Raw genomic sequence first — 21,977 nt, forward strand, 5'->3', positions numbered from 1 at the left:
ATCGGGTCCTCTCCGTCGGCGTTCGTCCCCGACCACACCAGGATCGCCGATGGCCACGGATCTGTCCCGAGTCCGCCTCGGCCGGGTACCGGACCCGGCTGGGATACTGTCCGGGCCGGATCGCCCCGATCCGGTGCCCGATGGGAGGAATGTGACCGCACAGCGCGCCGATGGCCGGGCCAGTCGGTGGGACCGGCACCGCGCCGAGCGTCGGGACCGGATTCTCACGGCGGCGCTGACGGCCGTGCAGAGGCAGGGCGCCTCGGTGGGCGTGCAGGAGATCGCCGATCTCGCGGAGGTGCCGAGGTCGGTGCTGTACCGGCTGTTCAAGGACCGCCAGGACCTCGACGAACAGTTGCGGGCCCGCATCGTCGACGACCTGATGGCGGTGCTCGCCCCGACTCTCAATCCCGAAGGCACCGTGGCCGAGGCCATCGCGCGCTCGGTCGACACCTACGTGGGCTGGATCGCCGCCAACCCCCGGCTGCACTACTTCCTCGGCGCCGGGTCGGCGGCGGAGAAGCGGCCGAATTCACCGATCGTCTCCGGCACCAAGATCGCGATCGCGGGCACAGTCCGTGAGGTGTTCGAGAACGCGCTGCGGGCCCAGTCCGCGCCGGTGACGATCGCCGAGCCGATGGCCTTCGGCCTGGTCGGCTTCGTCGACGGCAGTGTGAACCGCTGGCTGAGCCGCTCCATGCAGCCGATGGACGCCGCCGAGCTGTCGTCCTATCTGCAGGGGGCCATCTGGGCGATCGTGGACAGCAGCCTGCGCCAGGTCGGCGTGATGCTCAATCCGCTGACGCCGATGGCCGATCTGGTGGCGCCGCCGGCCGAGGACTGACGCCCGCCGTGGTGGCGGCCCGGACCGTGGTGAGCAGTTCGCCGGTGCAGTTCGCCAGGTCGAAGTCGGGTTCGGCGGCGACGCGGGCGATCACGCCGTTGCGCAGCGACAGGACGAACCCGGCCATCACGTCGGTGTCGAACTCCCGGAATTCGCCGTCGCGCTGACCACGGGCCAGCAGGTCGGCCAGCTTCGCCCGATCCGCGGCCGCGAGCTCGCCCAGGATCGCGCTGTCGGTGGAGGCGGACTGGATGCGCAGCATCGCGACCAGATGGTGACGGTGCTCGCGCAGAAACGCGCTGTTCGCGGCGAGGAACCCGGCGAGCTGGTCGGCAGCGGTGCCCGGCTCCGTACGGGCCACCACGAAGGCGGTGAAGTCGGCCAGGATGGTTCGCATCACCTCGGTGATCAAGTCCTGTCTGTCCCGGAAGTGGTAGGAGATCATCCCGGTGCTGCTGAGTCCGGCCCGGCGGGCGATCGCCGCGAAAGAAGAACGCGCGTAATCCGTTTCGGCGATGGTATCGATGGCCGCGCGCACGATCTGGGCGCGCCGGGCCTGCTCGGTGACGGTGCGCACGTCGCGCCGTCCCGACCCGGTCATCACCACCCCGTGATCGCGAGCGTGAAGGCGTGCGGTTGCGGCGCGGCCCCGGCCGGCAGTTCGACGAGCAGGTCGCCCTCGCGTCGCTTCCAGGTCAACGCCGGTGGCCCGCCCACCAGGCCGACCGTGGCGCTGTCGGGGATCGTCAGCTCGCGCAGGGTGATCGGGCCGACGGGCTGGTCGGCGAGCACGATCGCGTGCACCGTGTCGCCGCGACGGGTGAAGCGCACCGCGTGCCCGTCGGTCGTGGTGGTGGCGGTCCGGTCCCCGGCGACCGTGTCGTAGATCGCCTCCGCGTTGCGCCCGAGCCAGGCGCCGAGGGCGCGCAGCGGCTCGCGCTGGAGCTCGGGAATCCGTCCCTCGCCGTCGGGGCCGACATTCAGCAGGAGATTGCCGCCGGCGGCGACCACGTCCACGAGCAGGTGGATCGCCTGGACCCCGGTGAGTGTGTCGGCGGCGGTCTCCGCGGCGTTGTACCCGAAGGACCGGCCGAGGCCCCGGGTCAGTTCCCACGCACCCGAGGGCGCCGCGGCGGGGACGGCGTATTCGTGGGTCGCGAAGTCGTAGTGAAAGTCCTTGGGCGGGTCGGGAATCGGCCTACCGAGCGCGCCCATCGCCCGCAGCGCCACCTCGAGGAAGCGCAGGTACGCGGCACGGGCATCCACCTGCGCCGGCCGGCCCATGTCGTTCCAGAGGATCGAGGGCGCGTAGGTGTCGATGAGTTCGCGCCACTGCGCGGTGGCGTAGCGCGCGTAGCCGGGGCCCAGGGCCTGATGGCGAATGAGGTCGGTCATGGTCCGCAGCGGCGTGGTCCGGAAGGTCCAGTTCATGCCGCCGCAGTAGTAGAGGCCCATCCGCAGACCCCGCTGCCGCACGGCCACCGACAGTTCGCCGACGAGGTCGCGGGAGCAACGGTAGTCCGACGGCATGTGCGGATTGCCGATAGCTGTCGGCCACAGGGGATATCCGTCGAGATGGCGTGCTACGAGCACGACGTATCGGGCACCCGCTTCGGTGAACAGGTCGGCCCAGTCGGCGACGTCGACCGCTCGCGCGGCCGCGTCGAACCGGGGCTGGAAGTCGGTGTAGCCGAAGTCCGCACCATAGGTGGCGGCGTGATGCATCGCGGTGGGGGACCCGGGCACCCGCATCGAATTGAGATACCACTCGGCGTACGGGATCCGGTCCGCGGTTGTCGCGCCGGTGGTGAGATCACGCATGAACGAGGTGTAGTCCGCGGTCCCGGGCGCCGCGAAGGCCGGAACCGAGTACGGAGCCCAGTGCACGGAGATGCCGAGTTCGGCGTCGCGGAACCACGGCGGGACCGGTCGCGGCGCCAGGGAATGCCTGGGCGGTGCGTGGCTCACTCCTCGGTGTCGCGCGATGCGCTCGGCCTTGCTCAGGTGGGCAAAAATCAGCATGCCCGAGCAGGAACTCCTCGTTCGCTCGGCTCGGGGGCTCGCGTTCATCGCGGCTTCCCGCTCAGCCCTGTGGCATCGGCAGCGGGATCACCACGCCCAGCGGCAGGGTGAGCTGCGGACCCGGGGTCGGGTCGGGGTCGGCCGGTGGACGGTCGGTGTCGGCTGGTTGCGGGCCGCACAGGATCCCGCATTCGATCGCGCCGATCACCGGGAGCGACACGAGGATCACCGGCTCAGGTGGCGGGGCCGGGGCCGGTGTCATCGGTTCGAGTGCCAGTGGGGATTCCGCGGCGGGAGAGGGTGTTTCGGGAGCCGGATCCACCGGTGGCCGCGTGGGTGTGACCGGGTCGACGACGACCTCGACACGCACCGCAGCCCCGCCGGTGCGGTATCGCTCCGACCAGCCCAGGACGTCGGCCGCGTAGGCCGCCGAATAGTTGTAGCGCAGCACCGCCCGCTGCCGCGCCACGGCATCACGCAGATCGGTGCCGTCGGCGCACAGGTAGCGGGCCGCGGCCATCGTGGCGTCGAAGACATTGTGCGGGTCCGCCGTTCCGTCGCCGTTGCCGTCGGTGGCGTAGCGGCTCCAGGTGCTCGGCAGGAACTGCATCGGGCCGAGCGCCCGCACGAATCCACCGTCGGCGGCGGGGATCACCTCGTTGCCGGGCAGGGTGCCGTCGAGGGCCGGTCCGAGGATCGGGCGCAGCGTGGTGCCCGCGGTATCGGTGTTTCCCCGGTCGGCGTGGTCGGACTCGATCTTGCCGATCCCGGCCAGCAGATGCCAGCTGACGCCACATCCCGGCGTCGAGGATTGCAGGGACAGTTCGGCATTGCGGTAGGCGGCGAGGACGATCTCGGGAATACCGAGCACGCCGGTGGCGCCGAGCCCGACGGCGGTGCCGACCCCGTCAGCGACGTCGGTCGACGCGACAGCGATCGGTTCGCGCGGCGGCGTCGCGGTCCGCAGCTTGCGGGGCGGGGGTGGGGTGGGCGCCAGCAGTCCGACGACGGTCGACTCGCTCGGCGAGGACTCGACAGTGCTCGGCGCTGCGACGAATTCGGGAACCACCGGCGCGGCGACGCGGGCCGAACCGGTGACGAGCAGCCCGGCCGCGAGGATCGTGGTCGCGGCGAGAGGAGCGGAGCGCATGATGAGGAGGACACCTTTCGCGGCCGCGAGACGGGCCGCCTGGAATCGGGAATGGGCGGAGCCGGCCGGTCGCCGGCCGGAGGTTGACGTGATCAGCGCACCGGGTATCTGCGGTCGATCAGGTCGAAGGCATGGGGCCGACCCGCGTGATACAGCGCGCTGTCGGCCAGTTCGAGCGGTTCCCACAGCGGCATCCGGAATCGCGGCGTGATCGGGACCCGGCTCGCCGCCGAACCGTCGGCGTGCAGCACCGCGTTCGCCGCCCGCCGCCCGCCTTCGTTCGCGCCGTCCATGCACGCGACATTGCGCTGGGTCCGGATCCAGTCGCCGGCCAGGAACAGGTTGTCGACGGCAGTGGTCGCGTCGGGTCGGTCGGCCCACGAGCCGGGCGTCGGGACGAAGCCGGTGCCGTCGTGGGCCACGTCCGGTGTGCCGGGATCGCGGAGCGCGGGATCGATCATCCACGAATGCAGCAGGTCGTCGGTGAGCGGTTCGCCACCGATCCCGTCGAGGTGGGCGGTGAGCTGGGCCCAGGTCTCCGCGGCGATCTCGGCGGGGCTGCACTGGGCGGCGCTCTTGCGGTTGACCATGCCCGGGGCCGTCCAGTCGGCGATGATCGCCGACAGCACGTCGGCCGCCCCGCCGTCGCCGTAGCGGCCGACCGGTATCCGCCAGAACTGCGCCTGGCTGATCGAGGTCAGTCCCCACGGTGAGTCGAGGTAGGTGACGGGTCCCCGCGCCAGATCGGTCCGCCTGCGCAGGAAGAACTGGATGCCGACCATCGCCGCCGACCGCAGCCGCGACACGTTCGCGAGCCGGGGATCGATCGCGAGAAGCTCGTCGGAGAACACCGCCGCCGCCTTGTCCGGCGGAATCGCGCAGAGGTAGTAGTCCGCCTCGACGCGGTGCCCGGCACCGGTGTGGTCGATCAGCGTGGCGCCGCGCAGGTGCGCGCCGTCGGTCTCGAAGCCCGACAATCGGGCGCCGAAAGCGAAGGTGACACCGAGGGAGCGCAGATGGGTGACCCACGGATCGATGAACGTCTCCGAAGTCGGCCCGTCGAGCACCCGGATCGCACCGCCGTCGGCGAGGTTCGACAGCGACCACAGGTACTCCTCGCCGACCAGCCCCATCGCATGCGCGCTGCAGTCGCGGGAGATCGTCGACGCCGGCGCGCGGAGGAAACCGTCACCGAGGAAGCGGCGGTACTCGGCCGACGCGTTGTCCAGGCCGGCGAAATCGGTCCAGCTCATCCGCTCCCACTGGCCGAGTCGGCGTTCCTCGCAGCTCGAGACGTAGACCGCCAGCCGCTCGGCGGCGAAGAGCGCCTCGTGCGGGGGCAACCGGAACAGCGTCCCGAACACCGAGGCGAAGGAATCCGCGAAGTGCCGTGGCGTCATCGGGATCTGACCGGACGGCACCGGAACCGGCAGCGGGACGGCTGGATTGCCGCGCCCCACGCCCGCGATCATCGCCGCCTCGAGCCGGACCAGATTGTCGTGGACGCCGTTGCGGTTGCCGCGGAACGGAATACGGCGCAGGGTGTCGGCCAGGCCGCGGTGGCGGTCGACGAAGCTGCGGAAGCCGTGTTCGCCCGGCAGTGCCTGGTCGCTGTAGACGCTGCGGCACTGCCCGCCCGCCGTGCCGAGCCGTTCGTAGACGGTGACCGCGAAGCCGCGTTCGGCGAGTTCGTGCGCGGCGGTCAGTCCGGCGAGCCCGGCGCCGAAGACCGCGACGGTGCGTCCCTTCGGTGCGGTCACCCGGCGCCATGTCGGCCGTACGGTCCAGGCGGTCGAGATGTCGCCCACGGCGGTCGATTTCCGGAATCCGCGTCGCGGGGACTGCCAGTTGAATCCCATGTCTCGTCCAGTCGTCTGCCCAGCCGTCCTCGACGTGTGCGCGCCGTTGCCGGGTGTCGATACCCCATCCTTATGTTAATGATGATTCTGGCTTTGTATGCCGGAATTGGTCGATATAACAAATGTCCAGATCACCTGACGTCGGAACATAAGTTGCTGACAATTCTGACAACTCGAGGTATCGTTCGAGATGCTCGGCGACGACGTGCGTGGCGGAATCAACCCCTCGCCACAGCGTGCTCGCGCGTCGTGCCTCCCTCACGCGTCGTCCGCGACAGCCCAGCGAACTCACTGTCGCGGGGAACGGGTGATCGAGTAGCGCGGCGTTCGGAGTCGATGTGCAGCTCCGGACGCCGCGCACCGGACAGGCGGTCGGGCTAGTGCGGCAGCGGCCGGCCGAGCAGGACGGCCTCCAGCAGTGCGATCACGGTGTCCTGCGGGCAGATTCCGTCGTCGCCGAAGGTCCGTCCCAGATCGACGACCAGGCTGAACGCCGCATGCACCAGGATGCGCGCCTCGCCCAACGACAGTTCCGGTCGCGCCGCCACCACCAGGCGCGCCCACTCGGTGACGATCAATTGCTGGAGATGGCGCAGCGTCACCTGGTCGGTCTGGTCCACGTGCCGGAATTCCGCGTAGTAGACGAAAGTCAGCGCGCGTTCGTCGAACGACCCCGAGACGTACAGCGCGATCAGCGTGCCCAGCGCCGCGGCCGGCGACGTCGCGGCGGCGGTCGCGGGCCGGATCGCCGCCGACACCCGATCGGCCGCGCGGCGAAAGGCCGCCACCAGCAGATCGCTCTTGCTGCGGTGGTAACGGTAGACCGCCGACGCCGACGACAGATCGGCGGCAGCGGCGATGTCCTCCACGCTGACATTCGGATAACCGTGCTCGTGGAACAACTCGACCGCCCGGTGGAGCAGCACCTCGTGCTTGAACAGCGGCGGCCGTTCCGCGGCCCGGCGCACGCGCGCGCCGGTCGGCGAACCGGTGAGGTCGGCGTCGATCACCGCCCAGCTCACCGCACCGAGCAGAGCGGCGAGGGTTTTCGCGGGCACTGTCGCGTGGTGGTCGCCGATGCTGCTGATCACGGCGAAGATCGACACCGCGCGCACCGCGCGATCGTGCCCGTCCAGTTCCGGCCTGACCTCGCCGATGCGTGCCCGCAGGCTCGCGATGGCCACCGCGAACTGAGCGCTGAATTCCCGGTGGTCCTCGGGTTCCAGGTAGCGGCGTTCCCAGCGGGCCAGGGCAGCGGTGGACCGGTTGGCGACGGTCGCGGCGACGATGGCGGCGAGCACGTGCTCGAGGCGCCGACGTGGCGACCAGCCCGCCGCCTCCTCGGGGAGCTCGACCGCCCGCAGCGCCAGGCCGGACAGCCGCAGCAGCTCGGCGCGGAACAGCGCGTACTTGCTCGGAAAGTGCCGGTACAGCGCGGTGGAACTGATGTCGAGGCGACGGGCGATGTCGTCCATGCTCACACCGTGGTAGCCGTGCGCGCCGAACGCCGCCGCCGATTCCGCGGCGATCTGCGCCCGACGGTTCTTCGGCCTGCGCCGGACGGCGCGCGCGGGCGCGTCCGAGGACGGGGCCCCGGCACGCGCGGACGTGCCACGGTGCCGGGGGGATAGCGCGCCGGGTTCGGTCACTGGGCGGGCGCTGTCGTCAGCGGGGAGTTCACCTTCTCGACCAGCCATCGGCCGTTGTCGTTGTGCAGGCGCAGCACCATGGACAGCTGGCCCGGTTTGGGCTTGTGCTCGGTGCCCAGACTGGAGATGGTCTGGCCGATCACCACGATCGCCTCGGCGGAGTTCTCGTCGCCGGTGCGGATCGCGCACTGGGTGTCGGTGACCTTCGAGGTGACCTCGCCCTGGGTGAGGACTTCGCGCAGTTCGCCGCTGGTGGCCTCGAACTGCTTCTTCCAGTCGCCGGTCGAGCCGTCGAGGACCGCCTTGAAGTAGGCGTCGAGTTTCTTGCTGTCGTAGTCGGCCAGTACCGGACCGTAGTGGCAGGCGGCTTCGCGGGCCTGCTGCTGTGCCGCGAGCAGGTCCTTGCTGCTCTGATTCTCGAAGAACAGGAACACCGAGGCCGCCAGCGAGGCACCCAGCAGCACGGCCGCGGCGCCGCGCAGGCCGAGCTGCCTGCGGTCGACCGCGCGCCAGCGCGAGGACCACCCGGCCGCCATCGGAGTGGATGACGCTTCGGCAGGGGGCTTTTCGGAGCCGGTATCCGTGGCGGCCGTGCTGGTGCCGGTCGTCGTGGCGTCCTCGACGGGGGATTCGTCGGTGGGGGTGGGTTCGTTGCTCATCGCGGTGACTCCTTATCGAGGGGCCGGAACCGAGGGCTGGGACAGCTCGTTACCGGTGGCGCCGGGCGGGGGACCGGAGCCGTTGTCGGGACCGGCGGGGCGCGGCGCGTTGGCCGAGCCGCGGATCTGCAGCGCCGGATTGTCGGTGACGCAGTAGTTGTAGAGACGCACCCTGGTGTCGGTGGTCGGCGTGGTGGCCACCACGGGCACGGTGTCGTAGTCGCAGGTCGGGCGCGGCCAGGGATCGACCATCGTGAAGTACATGTTGTCGTGGGCGGGAACGCCGACCGCCTCGGCGAAGCGGCTCAGCGACGGGAACAGCGCCTCGATGGCGGGCTGGCGCAGCTTGGCCGCCCGAGTGATGGCGACCAGGTTCGTCACCAGATCGGTGATCGGGTTCTGCGTGCGGGAGACGAAGCCGCCCAAGGTGGCGAGCTGGCCCGGTCCCTGCTCGAGCAGGTGCCGCAATTCGGCGTCGGCGGCGGTGAACTGGCGAAACAGCGCGCTACCCGAGGCGGTGAGCGTGCCGAGATCGGGCTGCGCGTGCGAGGTGGTCGCGGCGATGACCTCGAGATTGCGGATGAGCTGTTCGGTCTGCGGGAGCAGATCGGTGAGGCCCGCCATGGCGCGGCTGAGCCCGGAGATCATGTTGCGCAACCCGTCCGGGCCGCCTGCCAGGGCCTTGTCGAGCTCGTCGACGATGACGGTGAGCCGTTGGGGATTCATCCCGGCGACGAGCCCGCTCATATTGCCCAGCACCGACTGCATCTGGACCGGCACCGCGGTGTCGGCCCGGCGCACGACCGCGCCGTCGACCAGGAACGGCCCGGACTCGCCGGCGGGACGGAAGTCCAGGTACTGCTCACCAGCCGCCGACAACCGGGCCACGGCGACGGTGCCGCCCACCGGAATCCGGGTGTTGCCGTCGATCTCGGCGACCGCGGCGATCCCGTCGCCCGCGACGCGGACGTCACCGACGCGCCCGACACGCACGCCACGGAAGGTCACGTCGCTGCCGGTGGTCAGACCGCCCGAGGTCGCCAATTCCACGGTGACGTCGAACCGGGTGCGGGTCGGATCGAACCGCAGGACCGCGCCGCCCAGGTACAGGCTGCCCATGATCAGCACCACGACCAGCCCGAGGTTGGCGACCGCGACGCGATGGCGGACCAGCCATTGCCACAACGGTGGATTCATCGGGGTCCCTCCTGCTGCGGCTGCGGAGCCTGCGGTGTACTGGTGACCCGGCCGATCACCTTGGCGATGACCTCGGCGAGGCTGCCCAGGAACGCGGGCACGTCGCCGGCCTCGGGCCAGCGGCTGCCGGTGGGGTCGGTGAGCGCGCCGACATCGAGGTAGGACAGGGTGGCGGCAACGGACAGGCTCGGGCCGCGCAGGCTGTCGGTCAGCGACGGGTACAGCGCGTGGAAGCCGTTCAGCGTGCCGGTGAGGTCGTCGCCCATCTGGGAGAAACCGTTCATGAGGTTCTGGATGCTCTGGAAGAGACTGACGAACTGCGGCCCGTTGGTCGCGCTGAAATCGCCGAGCGCGTCCATGGTGATCGCGACCCGGTTGATCAGATCGACGATGGCCTGATTGTTCTCGGCGAACAGGCCGATCAGCTGCGGGAAACTGTCCGCGGCGGCACCGAGTTCGGTCTTGCGCCTCGCCAATTCACCGGTCAGCACCGACAAGCCACCGAGCGTGGCGTCGAGGTCGCCGGTGCGCTGGTTGAGCGCGGAGATGACCGAGGTCATCTCGCCGACCAGATGCCGCAGCTGCGGCGCCTTGCCCGCGAAGATCGAGTCCAGCTCGGCGGTGACCCGCGCCGCCTGGTTGAGCCCACCACCGTTGAGCAGCATGGAGATCGAGATCATCAGCTGTTCCACCGAGGCCGCCGAGGCGGTGTACTCGGCACCGATGGTCGCGCCCTCCCGCAGCGGTGGCCCGGCGGCCTCGGCGCTGGGCAGTGTCATCGCGACGAAGATGTCGCCCAGCGGCGTCGCCTGGCGCAACTCCGCGGTGGTGCCCTGGGGCAGCTGGATGTCGGCGCGGATCTGCATCTGGACATCGGCCAGGAACGAGGTCGTCGAAATGCCGGTGACGACACCGATATCGGTGCCACCGATCTTGACGTGGGCGCGATCGGGCAGATTCAGCGCGTCGCGGAAGGTGGCGTGCAGGGTGTAGCCGGGGCCGCCGATGCCGGGTTCGGGCATGGGCAGGTCGGCCACGGTCATCGAGCACGCGGTGCTCGTCGAGGCGACGGCGGCGGCGCACAGGGTGGCTGCCAGTGCCGAGCGGAGGTTCATTTCGTCAGTCCCAACAGCGCGGCGGTGAGCCCGAAATCCGGGCCCATATCGGCGATCTTTCCGGTGCGGCAGCCGTCGAGACGCATCTGGACGCGCTCGCAGAACAGCGACAGTGCCTCGCTGTCGAGGACGATCTTGTCGAGCAGACCGTGCAGGCGCAGTGCCTGGCGTTCCCGGCTGACCGCGTTGTCGACGTTCTGGAACAGCAGCGGCGCGACATCGACGACCTCGGTGAGATTGCGGGCGTTGGCCCGCATCTGGGCGGCGATGGCCACGAACTTGGTGAGCGCGCCCGCGAGCTGGTCCTGGTTCTGGCCCAGCACCGAGGAGGTGTTGGTGATGAAGTCGTCGAGCTGGGTGAGCACCGCCTGCAAACCGGGGGACTGCTGGCCGAACAGCGCGATCAGCTCGGTGATCCGGCCGCTGAAATCCCGGACGGTCTGGTCGTTCTCGGCGATGATCTGGGTGATCTCGCTGAGCTCGACGATGGTGTTGGCGATCTGGTCCTTGTTGGCGAAGGTCACCTCGAACGCCGCGGAGAGCTCGTCGAGGGTCTCGCGTAGCCGGTCGCCGTTGCCGTCGAGCAGCGGGAACAGGATCCGGCTCGCCATCGGGCCGGTCTCGTTCCCGCCTTTGAGCGCTTCGCCGAGCTGATCGAAATTGGCCAGGATGCGGTCGAGCTCGACCGGTGTCCTGGTGCGCGCCAGTGGCAGATGCGCGCCGTCGGCGAGTTCGGGACCCGAGCCGGTGTAGGCGGGGGCCAGTTCGACGTGCCGGTTGGTGATCAGCTGCGGGGAGACCAGTGCCGCCATCGCCTCGGCCGGGATCCGTACGTCCCGGTCGACCGACATCACCACCTCCACGTAGCCGCCCCGCGGGGTCACCGAATCGACGACGCCGACCGGAACGCCGAGCACCGAGACCTCGTTGCCCGGGTACAGCCCGGCCACGTTCTCGAAGTCGGCGCTGATCCGCTTCTGCTGGCTGACCATCCGATCGCCCAGTCCGGTCACGCTGTCGGGCAGCAGTGCGCAGCTCGAGGCGAGCAGCGCGGTCAGGCACACCGCCGCCAGCCTGCTCGTGTGTCGTGCGTTCATCAGTTGCACCCCTGTACGGCTTGCGCGAAGCACAGCCAGTTGTCCGGGAAGATCCACGGCGCCCAGATCTCGCCGTAGGGCCCGTTGCCGACGACGTTGTTGAACTGGCGCAGCGCGACCGGGGCGATCTCGTAGAGCCGGTCCAGGTTCTCCTTGTTCTTGGTCAACCCGTCGGCCATGGTGTTGAGGTTCTGGATCAACGGACCCAGCTCGCCGTTGTTCTCGATGCCCATGTCCTGCAGCAGTTTCGACATGGCCGCGACATTGTCGAGCAGTTGGGTGAGCAGGGTCTGGCGCTGCTGGACGGCGGCGCCGATGGCCTCACCCCTGGTCAGCAGCAGGAGCACGCTGTTGCGATTGTCCGAGACCAGCTGGGAGACCTGGTCCATGCTCTTCAACAGTGTGTCGACCTCGTCGCGCCTGCTGTTGATCACCTGCGCCAGCGCGCCGATGCTGTCGAGGGCCTGCACCGCCAGCGCGGGGGAGTCGCCGAGCTGGGTGTTGAGCACATCCAGTGCCGTGCGCAGCTTGGTCGGGTCGATCCGTTCGATGCGCTCGAACGAGGAGGTGTACTTCGGATCCTGCACGACCTTGCTCAGGTTGTACGGCACCGAGGTGTGGTCGAGCGCGATGCGGTTGCCGGGCAGCCCTTTTCCGTTGCCCGGGGTCAGCTCGATGTGCAGGCGGCCGAGGATCGTCGACATCTTGATCGCGGCGCGCGCGTCGGGACCGAGGCGGATGTCGCCGCGGATTCGCAGCGCGACTTCCACTCGGTCGTTCACCAGCCGCACGGCCTGGACGGCGCCGACCTCGATGCCGGCGATGTCGACCGTCGCGCCCGGCCGCACGCCGGCCGCCTGCGCGAATTCGGCGTCGATCGTCTTGTCGCCCAGGCGGACCTGGGCGAGCAGGCTGGACCCACCGAGCAACAGCACCACCGCCAGCGCCGCGGACAGGCCGAGACGCAGGTAGCGGTTGCGCCGCCAGAACTCCGGAACTCGTGCCCGCATCATCGGCACACCCCCGACTGCGAGTTGCCGCCGACCTGGGAGAACAGGCCTTCGGGCAGCACCACACCCCATAGCGAGACGTCGAGCCGGCAGATGTAGGCGTTGCCGTAGGTGCCGTAGCTGGTGAAGCGGGCCACGCCGTTGAGGAAGTCGGGCAGCTCGACCGCGCCGCGGTCCAGCGCCGCGCCGTTGTAGAGCAGCATCATCACACCGGTGGTGGCGTCGCGCTGCGCGGCGCCCAGGCCGGGCTTGACCTCGCCGATCAGCGAGACCAGGGAGTTCGTCGCGCCCGCGACGCGTTCCACGGAGCTCTTCAACGACTGTCCTTCGGCGTACAACCCGTCCATCAGGCTGCGGGTCTGGGTGATCAGGGTTTCCAGTTCGCCACTGCGCTTGGCCAGACCGGCCAGGACCGAGCTGAGGTTGCTCAAGACGTCGCCGAGGATCTGGTCGCGCTCACCGAAGGTGCTCGCCAGTTGGGCGGCCTGGGTGATCAGCGCCGCCAGCGACACCTCGTTGCCCTGCAACGCCTGGATGAGCGTCTCCGACAGCGAGTTGATCTGGTCGGGTTGCAGGACGCTGAACAGCGGCTCGAATCCGGACAGCAGCGTCGAGACGTCGAACGAGGGCTCGGTGCGGTCCAGCGGAATCTGCGCACCCACGGGGACGACCGTGCCCGCGCCCTCGCCCGGGGCCAGGGCCAGATAGCGCTGCCCGATCAGGTTCTGGTACCGGACCAGGGCTTTCGTCGTGTCGGTCAGGTGCTGGCGGGCTTCGATGCGGAAGTCGACCTCGGCCGTGTACTCGGGGGTGAAGTCGATCTTGTCGACCCGGCCGACGCGGACGCCGGCCATGCGGACGTCGTCACCCACCCGGAGCCCGAGGACGTCGGTGAACACCGCGGAGTACGAGCTGGTCTCGCCCGCGACGCTGCGTTGCAGGGTGGACCAGATGGTGTAGGTGAGCACGGTGGTCAGCACCACGAAGAAGCTGAAGCCGATCAGTGGCTTGGTGTATTTCACTGGCGCAGGCCACCTTCGGTGTCGGGGACGAGGGGAACGGTGCCGATGATCGAGCCGAGCAGCAGCAGCTGGGTGAAGTTCGGCCGCCCGCCGACCAGCGCCGACACCGCGGCCACGCCGGTGAGGCTGCGCGGCTGCGCGGCCGGGGGCTGATCGGTCGCCGCGGCGGGCGCGGTGATTCCCGGGATGGCGGGCAGGCCGGGAATCACCGGCAGGCCGGGCAGCGCCGGCACCGAGATGCCGGGCAGCGTCGGCAGTCCCGGGATCGGCGCCGACGGCAGCACCGGCGCGGGGCCCGCCGCTTCGAGGCGTTGGGGTAGCAGCTGGGCGGGGTATTCCTGGGGCGGCGCGACGATGGGCACGGTCGGACCACCGCACCGCGGCCCGGTCATCTCGCCGTAGCGTGGGCAGTCCTCGGCGGTGTACTGCTGGAACGGGGTGAACGACACGTCCATGCGCCACGCCATCTGCTTGCGCGGGCCGAAGGTGAAGGTCTGCTGCAACTTGGCCAGCGAGACATTGAGATTGGCGGCGGCGGACTGCAGCGCCCCCGGATCCTTGGCGATACCGCCGAGCAGGCCGTCCAGGCCCGAGACCAGTTCCTTGCCGGAATCGGGATTCGCGGCGAAGAGGCTGTTGACGGCCTCGACCGCGGAATTGCCCTGGGTGAGCAGCTCGACCAGCTGGGTGCGGTGCTCGTTGAGGGTGCGCGCCGAGGTCACCGAGTCGGCCAGCACGCCGACCAGCTCGGGCGCCGATTGGCTCAGCGCGGTCGCGGCCTGGCCGAAATTGCCCAGCAGGTCACCGATCTCGGGGATCTGGTGGATCGTGGTGAGCCAGGTGTCGAGCCGTTCCACCGTCGAGCCGGGGACCCGGGAGCCCGGGTCCAACGCCGCGGACAGCGTCGCCAGCACCCGGCCGAGCTTATCGGGCTGGATGTTGGCGAGCACGTCGCGCAGGGTGTTGAGCGTGGACTGCAGCTGGATCGTCTCGGCGCTGGTGTCCTGATGGATGGTGTGGCCGCTGCGCAACGTGCCGGTGGCGGCGCCGTTGTCGACCAGCTGGATGGAGGAGACGCCGAAGATGTTGTCGGGGATCACCCGCGCGGTCACCGTGTCCGGGATCGTCTCGGCGATACCGGGTTTCAGCTCGAAGGTGGCATGCTGGCGTTCGCCCTTGGCGACCATTGCCACGTCGCCGACCATGCCGACGACCATGCCGCGGTATTTCACGTCGGCCCGCTGCGGTAGCCCGTCGCCGGTGCTCGTCAGCTCGGCGCCGACGATGACTTTGTCTTCGAACTCGCCGTTGTAGCGCAGTCCGAGCAGATACAGCGCGGCCGCGACCGCGGACACCATGGCCAGGCCCGCGACGGTCAACTGACGACCGGTCGGCCCGCGTCCACTGGGATCGAGAATCATCCGATCGACCTATCCCGAGATCCGGAATCCGGGGTCGATGCCCCAGATAGCAAGGGTGAGAAAGAGATTGGTGAAGACCATCACGACGATGACCATCTTGATCGCCCGGCCCGCCGCGACCCCGACACCTTCGGGTCCACCGGCGGCGACGAAGCCGTAGTAGCACTGGATGAAGGCGGCGATCAGGACGAAGACCACCACCTTGAACAGGGAGAAGAACACGTCACCGCCGACCAGGAACTGGAAGAAGTAGTGGTCGTAGGTGCCGGCCGTGGTGCCGCCGAGGAACAGCACCGACAGCTTGGTCGCCAGGTAGGCCACCGCCAGGCCCAGCGTGTAGAGCGGGACGATGGTGACCGTGGCCGCGATCATCCGGGTGGTCACCAGGTAGGGGAGCGGGCGGATCGCGATGGATTCCAGCGCGTCGATCTCTTCGGAGATCCGCATCGAGCCGAGCTGGGCGGTGAACCGGCAGCCCGACTGGATGGCGAAGGCGAGAGTGGCCAGGATGGGGGCGATTTCGCGGGTGGTGGCGAAACCGGAGATGGCCCCGGTCAGCGGCCCCATGGTCAGCAGGTTCAGCGCGGAGTAGGACTCCATGCCGACGGTGATGCCGCCGAACGCGCACAGCACGATGACGACACCGACGGTGCCGCCGCCCACGATCAGCGAACCGTTGCCCCAGCCGACGTCGGCGACCAGTCGCGCGACTTCCTTGCGGTAGTGCCGCAGCGTGAACGGAACGGCGAGGAGGGCCTGGAAGAAGACGATGGCCTGGTGCCCGAGCCGCTGATTGGCCTGGACGGGAATCTTGGCCGCCGCGCCGACGGCGCGCACCGGGCGCAGAACGGGCGGGATGTACTCGGCGGCCATCTCACACCACCTTCGCGGGGAACAGGGTGTTGTAGAGCTGGGTGACGATGATGTTGGTGGCGAACAGCATCAGCGCCGAGGAGACCACCGCCGAGTTGACCGAGTTGGCCACGCCGCCGGGCCCACCCTTGGTGTGCAGTCCGATATCGCAGGCGATGATCGAGGTGAGCGCGCCGAAGATCGCCGCCTTCACCAGCGCGACGAGCAGATCGTTGGCGACCGCGAAGGACGCGAACGAGCTGATGAACGAGCCGGGGGTGCCGTGCTGGGCGTAGACGTTGAAAAGATAGGCCGTGGCGAAGCCGACGAACACGATGAACCCGCACAGCAGCATGCTGACCAGGACGGCCGCCGCCAGGCGCGGGGCGACCAGCCGGCGCACCGGGTCCACGCCCATCACCTTCATGGCGTCGATCTCCTCGCGGATGGTGCGCGAGCCCAGATCGGCGCAGATGGCGGAGCCGACCGCGCCCGCGATCATCAGCGAGGTGACCAGCGGCGCGCCCTGGCGGATGATGCCCAGGCCGGCCACCGCGCCGATGAAGGTGGTCGCGCCGACCTGGTTGACCAGCGCGCCGACCTGGATGGACACGACCACCGCGACCGGGATCGCGACGAAGACCGTCGGCACGGCCGAGACGTTGGCCATGAAGGCGCACTGCCGGATGAACTCCTGGAACGGGAACCGCCGCTGCACCAGGGACAGCAGCAGCTGGGCGATCGCGGCCCGGCCCAGCAGGACCTGCCTGCCCAGCGTTTCGACCGATTGCTGCGGGTGGCGTCGCCACAGGCCGGTCACACTGTCGGCGATCCGGCCGACCTCGGAGGGTTCCGGCGGCGCGATGCCTGCCGGGGAGTGCTCGGTGGAGGTCACGCCGCACCGAATCCTTTCTTGCCGCGCCGGAGCGCGGCGGTGTCAGAGCGTGCTCAGCCAGCGTTCGAGCAGGACGAGAAAGCCGGCGCCCGCGGCGAGCCCGACCGCGGCGACGCACAACAGCGCGATCCACATACCTACGCGCAGAACGGGATTGACCTGTGTGCGGCCACCGAGGATCTTGACGACGGTCACCACGATGTCGATGACCCAGACCAGTGCCATCATCAGGTCATCGTCACATTCGCGAAGGTGAGCACCGGCCAGCAGACGATCGATCCGAGGAACGAGATGACCAGGTCGACGCCGGAGAGATCGCGCAGGTGCGAGGTGTGGGTGAGCGTCCAGACGATGCCGACGAGTCCGTACGGGATGCCGATGATGATCAGGGTGCCGAGGAATTCGGAGACCTTCATCTCGTAACTCAGAAGCCTGTCGAGCCGTCGCAACATGGTGTACCGGTGTTCCTTTCCCAGGACCGGTGGCGTCGACGGCTGGTGGCCGACGTCGCTGACGGTCCGATGATGTTGCCGAGCATTCTGTCGTCGGCGGGTACGTCTGTGGCTGATCTAGCGAGGATCGGCCTCCGATAAGTTACTACGGATTCTGGCGAATGTGAGCAAAATCGCCGGTAAGATTTCCGGGGTTCGGGCGCCGCTCGGGTCGATGGCCGCGCCGGTGCCGAAGCCGCGTTGCCCGGCGCCGACGCGACCTCTGCATCGCGCCCCCGACCCCAGTCGCACGATGCGGAATTGACGGTAACATGACCAGCTGAATCGCGTCTACGGCGCATGAAGCAGTTGAAATATCGATGAAATCTGGCGGAATCATGATTAACTTAGAGGCGTTGAGGCCGCCGACGGTCGGCGGTTGCGCAGGAGGATCATGATGTCCGCGGTCATCGTCGATGTTGTCCGAACGCCGTCCGGTCGGGGAAAACCCGGCGGCGGCTTGTCGTCGGTGCACCCGGCGACCCTGCTGGCCGGAGTGCTGGCCGAATTGATCGACCGGACCGGGATCGATCCCGCGCTGGTCGACGATGTGATCGGCGGGTGCGTCACGCAGAGCGGTGAGCAGTCGAGCAACATCACCCGCACCGCCGTGCTCGCGGCGGACTTCCCGGAGTCCGTGCCCGCCACCACGGTCGATCGGCAGTGCGGCTCGAGTCAGCAGGCCGTACACTTCGCGGCCCAGGGCGTGCAAGCCGGCGCCTACGACGTGGCGATCGCCTGCGGCGTGGAGTCGATGAGCCGCGCGCCGATGTTCTCCAACGCGCAGGGCAAGGACGCGCTGCGCGGCCCGCTCGCGGTGCGCTACCCGGCCGGACTGATCGGGCAGGGCATTGCCGCCGAGATCCTCGCCGCCCGCTGGAAACTGGATCGCACCACCCTCGACGAGTTCGCGGCTCGCTCGCACCGGCTGGCGGCGGCCACCGCGGCGGCGGGCGGCTTCGACGCCGAGCTGAGCTCCGCCGGCGTCCTGGACACGGACGAGACGATTCGGCCCGGCACCACCGTCGAGAGTCTGGCCAACCTGCGGCCCGCGTTCACCGATCCCGCCGCGCTGGAACGGTTTCCGGAGATCTCCTGGTCGGTGACGCCGGGCAACTCCTCGCCGTTGACCGACGGCGCCTCGGCCGCGCTCATCATGAGCGAGCGGGTCGCGGCGAAGCTGGGACTGACCCCCCGCGCGCGGTTCCATTCGTTCGCGGTGGCGGGCGACGATCCGACGCTCATGCTGACCGCGGTCGTCCCGGCGACCCGCAAGGCGCTCGAGCGGGTCTCGCTCACAGTCGACGACATCGACACCTTCGAGGTCAACGAGGCGTTCGCGCCGGTGCCGCTGGTGTGGCAGCACGAACTCGGCGCCGATCCGGCTCGGGTGAATCCCCGCGGCGGTGCGATCGCGCTGGGGCATCCGCTCGGCGGATCGGGCACCCGGCTGCTGGCCACCATGGTCAACCATCTCGAGCAGACCGGCGGTCGCTACGGATTGCAGACGATGTGCGAGGCGGGCGGCATGGCCAACGCGACGATCATCGAACGGCTGTGACGGCGATGAACACCGCGGCGAAGTCCAGTGAACCCGACTACGACGACCCCACCAGCGACAGGTATGTGGCCGAGGGGCCGGGCCACGTCCCCGGGCCCGGCGCCGGCGCACTGTCGGAACCGGCGCCGGCGACGCACGCGCCGTTGACGCTCGCGCAGGTGCGGATCCCCCTGCCCGATACCCATCGCTCGCCGCGCAAACGGCCCGCGCAATTGGCCGACGCGCTCGACTTCTGGGCGTTCGCGGGTGCGGCGGCCAATGTCGCGATGCAGTTCGCCCACCGCGGGGTCGCGGCGGGGGTGATGGAGAGCAAGGTCGAGTCGGGGGCGCTGATGGTGCACCCGTGGAAGCGGTTGCGCACCACCGCGTCCTACCTGGCGGTCGCGGTGCTCGGCTCCGACGAGGAGAAGCGGGCGATGCGCGAGGCGGTGAACGTCGCACACCGGCAGGTGCGGTCGGGACCGAACTCGAAGGTCAAGTACAACGCCTTCGACCGTCACCTGCAGCTGTACGTGGCGGCGGCGATCTACATCGGCTACGAGGACACCCACCAGCTGCTGTGCGGCAAGATGACCGAGGCCGAGCTCGAGCAGTTCTACCAGGGCGCCGACACCTTCGGCACCACTCTGCAGGTCCATCCGGACATGTGGCCCGAGACCCACGCCGACTTCGACGCGTACTGGGTCCAGGCATGCCGAGAAGTGGTGTGCGACGACGATTTCCGGGCCTACATCGACGATCTGCTGCACCTGCGGATGATCCACTGGTCGCTGCGCCTGCTGCTGGGCGGGCTGCTGCGGTTCCTGACGGCGGGATTTTTGCCGCCGCACTTCCAGGAGCAGATGGGTATCGAGTGGAGTGCCTCGGATCAGCGGCGGTTCGAGAATCTGTTCCTGTTCGTCGGATTCGTCAATCGGTTCATCCCACGGTTCATCCGGTTCTCCGGCACCAACGCGATGATGGCCGATGTGCGGCGCCGCATCCGTCAGCACAAGGCGATCGTCTGACCAGTCAGGGGGGAGGGGGCCGCCGGTTCGTCGAGCCGGCGGCCCCGATCATCTCCCGGTGCGTGTTCTGGCCTGTGAGACGTAGCGAATTCGCCGGGGCGCCATCGCGAAGCCGGGGCGTGCCGTCATCGCGACAGCGCGCAGTGCGGCGGCATCGGCCCGGCCGGTTCGCACGTCGAACAGTTCGAGCGCCCGGGGATGTTGCATCGCCCGGGCGGCACCGGCGGGCAGGTGCCGGACGATCCACGCATCGGGACGCAGGACTTGATCGCGCAGTTCGCGCGCGGCGGGGCCGACCCGCAGCTGGGTGGCGCAGGCGTCGGCGAAGTACTCGGCGAACTCCGGCCGGGTCCGGGGGAGCAGCCGATCGCTGACACCGTAGGTGCGGTACCAGGCGCGGGTCTCGCGGTAGAGCTGGTCGCGGTCGGCGGCGCCGAGCGCGGGGCCGAACAGGTCGGCGGCGGTCATCAGCGTCTCGACGTAGGTGGCGTGCTGGAACAGGAACACCTCGGGGTGCAGCGCGTGATAGCGCTGCCCGCGGTCGTCGAGGCCTTTCACGTGCTCGTGGGCGAAGCGGATCACCGAGTCCGCCGCTCGGCCGGAGTGCGCCAGATAGATCAGCTGCGAGACGGTGCGCTTCTTGTGTTCCCACAGCCGATGTGGCGCGTGGTCGACCAGCGCGGTGGCGATGACGGGGTGCAGTACTTGCAGTCCGACCGCGCGCGGCAGCGTCAGCAGGAAGCGCCGGTCGCCGAGATGACGCCGTAACAACGGTCCGGCCTGCTCGCTCATGACTGCCCCCTCCGTGGCGATGCGAGCAGTAAGTTACTCGCAATTCTAGATAATGGATAGCCATACAGCGAGGAAACCGCTCCTTATGTGACATTTGATTCTGATCTAGTCTTGCGCAGGAGGCGAGTGGGTGAGAGTCTGAATTGGAAACTCTCTCACTCTCTTGGAGGTTGGTCGTGGCACAGCCCCGCGCGGCAGCGCAGCCGCAGCATCCCGTCGACGACGCCGAGCGCAGACATCGCTATCTGATCGGCGCCGGTGCGATCCTCGGTGGTCCCGCCAATGTCGTGATGCAGCTGAGCCTGCTTCCGGTCGGCCGGGGCGTGGTGGAGAGCACGGTCGAATCCGGGAGCTACGCGACGAATCCGGGCAAGCGTGCCAAGACGACTCTGACCTACCTCGCGGTGGCGATGCTCGGGACCGAGGAGGATCGGGCGGTGTTCCGGGAGGCGGTCGGTACCTCGCATCGCCAGGTGCGTAACCGCCCCGGTGGGCCGGTGAAGTACAACGCCTTCGATCCGCGGCTGCAGCTGTGGGTGGCGGCGTGCATCTATCGCGGTACCCGCGACAGTCTCGAGCTGCTCTTCGGTGAGCTCGACGAGGGCTTCGCCGAAGAGCTGTACCAGGATTCCGCGCGGTTCGGAACGACGCTGCAGATGCCCGCGGAGATGTGGCCCGCCGATCGGGCCGCGTTCGACCGCTATTGGGACTCGATGCTCGGTGAGCTCGACCTCGATGCCGAGGTGTGCGGGTACCTGCTCGACAATGTCGTCGATCTGGGGCCGCAGCCCTGGATCATCCGGATCGCCGGGCGGCGGGTGAATCGCTTCTTCGTCACGGGATATCTGCCGCAGCGCTTCCGTGACAGCCTCGGATTGGCCTGGAGTCCGCGTCGGCAGCGCGCGTTCGAGCTGATCATGCGCGGTATCGGGCGCGTGCTCGCGGCGCTGCCGCCGGGGTGGCGTCATCAGCCGTTCCCGCGGTTGGTCGTCGATATGCGCCGGCGCAGGGCGGCGGGGAAACCGCTCGTCTAGCGGGGCGCGGCAAGGTAGGTGTAACACGAAGTAGCGTCAACCCTTGTATGGTACTGCCGGTACCACTAAAGTGGAGGCAGTACCTACTGAGGAGACATCGATGACGCTGTCCACCGCCGCCAAACGTCCGGGTGAGCCCGTATATCACGAGATCCTGCGCGGTCTGTCCGAGGGATCGGTGACCAAGCACTTCGACCCCTATGTCGATATCGACTGGGAGTCGCCGGAGTTCGCCGTCCATTCCGACGATCCGCGCTGGATCATGCCCGACGAGGACCCCCTGGGCCGTCACCCCTGGTA

22 protein-coding genes are annotated in these 21,977 nt (G+C 69.0%); 5 read left to right on the top strand and 17 right to left on the bottom strand.

Annotation, left to right across the window (positions count from 1 at the left end; translation table 11 throughout):
• Nucleotides 1–151 precede the first annotated feature (151 nt).
• Entirely contained in the window at nt 152–844 is a 693-nt protein-coding gene (locus ATM97_RS10775; RefSeq protein WP_218717830.1) for a TetR/AcrR family transcriptional regulator, read from the top strand.
• On the opposite strand, the gene ATM97_RS10780 is transcribed toward ATM97_RS10775, so the two are convergent.
• From ATM97_RS10780 to ATM97_RS10855, 16 genes are all read right to left on the bottom strand, one after another.
• Complete coding sequence (locus ATM97_RS10780; RefSeq protein WP_218717831.1) at nt 792–1,445, bottom strand: TetR/AcrR family transcriptional regulator; 654 nt, start codon at nt 1,443–1,445, stop codon at nt 792–794. The genes ATM97_RS10775 and ATM97_RS10780 overlap by 53 nt on opposite strands.
• Nucleotides 1,445–2,866 (bottom strand): alpha-L-fucosidase, encoded by a 1,422-nt coding sequence (locus tag ATM97_RS10785; RefSeq protein WP_218717832.1) that lies wholly within the window; start codon nt 2,864–2,866, stop codon nt 1,445–1,447. Before ATM97_RS10785 ends, ATM97_RS10780 begins: the two co-directional genes overlap by 1 nt.
• A 61-nt stretch (nt 2,867–2,927) precedes the next feature.
• On the bottom strand, nt 2,928–4,016 hold the full coding sequence (locus ATM97_RS10790; RefSeq protein ID WP_218717833.1) for a lytic transglycosylase domain-containing protein: 1,089 nt from the start codon (nt 4,014–4,016) through the stop codon (nt 2,928–2,930).
• 92 nt (nt 4,017–4,108) lie between these two features.
• A complete protein-coding gene (locus ATM97_RS10795) occupies nt 4,109–5,776 on the bottom strand; it encodes an FAD-dependent oxidoreductase (RefSeq protein WP_218717834.1) in 1,668 nt (555 codons plus the stop codon).
• Between the two features lie 476 nt (nt 5,777–6,252).
• Nucleotides 6,253–7,524, bottom strand: a complete 1,272-nt coding sequence (locus ATM97_RS10800; protein ID WP_308248443.1) for a TetR family transcriptional regulator — start codon at nt 7,522–7,524, stop codon at nt 6,253–6,255.
• Nucleotides 7,521–8,183 (bottom strand): hypothetical protein, encoded by a 663-nt coding sequence (locus ATM97_RS10805; protein ID WP_255587536.1) that lies wholly within the window; start codon nt 8,181–8,183, stop codon nt 7,521–7,523. Before ATM97_RS10805 ends, ATM97_RS10800 begins: the two co-directional genes overlap by 4 nt.
• 12 nt (nt 8,184–8,195) lie before the next feature.
• Entirely contained in the window at nt 8,196–9,380 is a 1,185-nt protein-coding gene (locus tag ATM97_RS10810; protein WP_218717836.1) for an MCE family protein, read from the bottom strand.
• Nucleotides 9,377–10,495 carry an MCE family protein gene (locus ATM97_RS10815; RefSeq protein WP_218717837.1) on the bottom strand — a complete coding sequence of 373 codons (1,119 nt, stop codon included), beginning with the start codon at nt 10,493–10,495 and terminating at the stop codon, nt 9,377–9,379. Before ATM97_RS10815 ends, ATM97_RS10810 begins: the two co-directional genes overlap by 4 nt.
• Nucleotides 10,492–11,592, bottom strand: coding sequence for an MCE family protein (locus ATM97_RS10820; protein ID WP_218717838.1), 1,101 nt, complete (start codon nt 11,590–11,592; stop codon nt 10,492–10,494). Before ATM97_RS10820 ends, ATM97_RS10815 begins: the two co-directional genes overlap by 4 nt.
• On the bottom strand, nt 11,592–12,605 hold the full coding sequence (locus tag ATM97_RS10825; RefSeq protein WP_218717839.1) for an MCE family protein: 1,014 nt from the start codon (nt 12,603–12,605) through the stop codon (nt 11,592–11,594). Before ATM97_RS10825 ends, ATM97_RS10820 begins: the two co-directional genes overlap by 1 nt.
• A complete protein-coding gene (locus tag ATM97_RS10830) occupies nt 12,602–13,624 on the bottom strand; it encodes an MCE family protein (RefSeq protein WP_218717840.1) in 1,023 nt (340 codons plus the stop codon). Before ATM97_RS10830 ends, ATM97_RS10825 begins: the two co-directional genes overlap by 4 nt.
• A complete protein-coding gene (locus tag ATM97_RS10835) occupies nt 13,621–15,045 on the bottom strand; it encodes an MlaD family protein (protein WP_218717841.1) in 1,425 nt (474 codons plus the stop codon). Before ATM97_RS10835 ends, ATM97_RS10830 begins: the two co-directional genes overlap by 4 nt.
• A 9-nt stretch (nt 15,046–15,054) precedes the next feature.
• Nucleotides 15,055–15,918, bottom strand: a complete 864-nt coding sequence (locus ATM97_RS10840; RefSeq protein ID WP_218717842.1) for an ABC transporter permease — start codon at nt 15,916–15,918, stop codon at nt 15,055–15,057.
• Between the two features lies 1 nt (nt 15,919).
• Nucleotides 15,920–16,792 carry an MlaE family ABC transporter permease gene (locus ATM97_RS10845; protein ID WP_374104847.1) on the bottom strand — a complete coding sequence of 291 codons (873 nt, stop codon included), beginning with the start codon at nt 16,790–16,792 and terminating at the stop codon, nt 15,920–15,922.
• 42 nt (nt 16,793–16,834) lie between these two features.
• Nucleotides 16,835–17,020, bottom strand: a complete 186-nt coding sequence (locus ATM97_RS10850; RefSeq protein ID WP_218717843.1) for a hypothetical protein — start codon at nt 17,018–17,020, stop codon at nt 16,835–16,837.
• Nucleotides 17,020–17,244: a hypothetical protein gene (locus tag ATM97_RS10855; protein WP_218717844.1), complete on the bottom strand. Its 225-nt coding sequence runs from the start codon at nt 17,242–17,244 to the stop codon at nt 17,020–17,022. Before ATM97_RS10855 ends, ATM97_RS10850 begins: the two co-directional genes overlap by 1 nt.
• A 433-nt stretch (nt 17,245–17,677) precedes the next feature.
• Here ATM97_RS10855 and ATM97_RS10860 point away from each other — a divergent pair, with 433 nt between their 5' ends.
• Both ATM97_RS10860 and ATM97_RS10865 read left to right on the top strand, forming a co-directional pair.
• Nucleotides 17,678–18,844 carry a thiolase family protein gene (locus ATM97_RS10860; protein WP_218717845.1) on the top strand — a complete coding sequence of 389 codons (1,167 nt, stop codon included), beginning with the start codon at nt 17,678–17,680 and terminating at the stop codon, nt 18,842–18,844.
• A gap of 5 nt (nt 18,845–18,849) precedes the next feature.
• Nucleotides 18,850–19,851, top strand: a complete 1,002-nt coding sequence (locus ATM97_RS10865) for an oxygenase MpaB family protein (protein WP_218717846.1) — start codon at nt 18,850–18,852, stop codon at nt 19,849–19,851.
• A gap of 48 nt (nt 19,852–19,899) precedes the next feature.
• Here ATM97_RS10865 and ATM97_RS10870 read toward each other — a convergent pair whose 3' ends face one another.
• Nucleotides 19,900–20,643 (bottom strand): oxygenase MpaB family protein, encoded by a 744-nt coding sequence (locus tag ATM97_RS10870; protein WP_218717847.1) that lies wholly within the window; start codon nt 20,641–20,643, stop codon nt 19,900–19,902.
• Between the two features lie 176 nt (nt 20,644–20,819).
• Between ATM97_RS10870 and ATM97_RS10875 the strand changes: the two genes are divergently transcribed.
• Nucleotides 20,820–21,677 (top strand): oxygenase MpaB family protein, encoded by an 858-nt coding sequence (locus ATM97_RS10875; RefSeq protein WP_308248444.1) that lies wholly within the window; start codon nt 20,820–20,822, stop codon nt 21,675–21,677.
• A gap of 100 nt (nt 21,678–21,777) precedes the next feature.
• Nucleotides 21,778–21,977: diiron oxygenase (locus ATM97_RS10880; protein WP_218717848.1), on the top strand; the 200-nt coding region annotated here is incomplete at its 3' end.

This window comes from Nocardia sp. MH4 (genome assembly GCF_019266065.1).
Lineage (GTDB): Bacteria > Actinomycetota > Actinomycetes > Mycobacteriales > Mycobacteriaceae > Nocardia > Nocardia canadensis.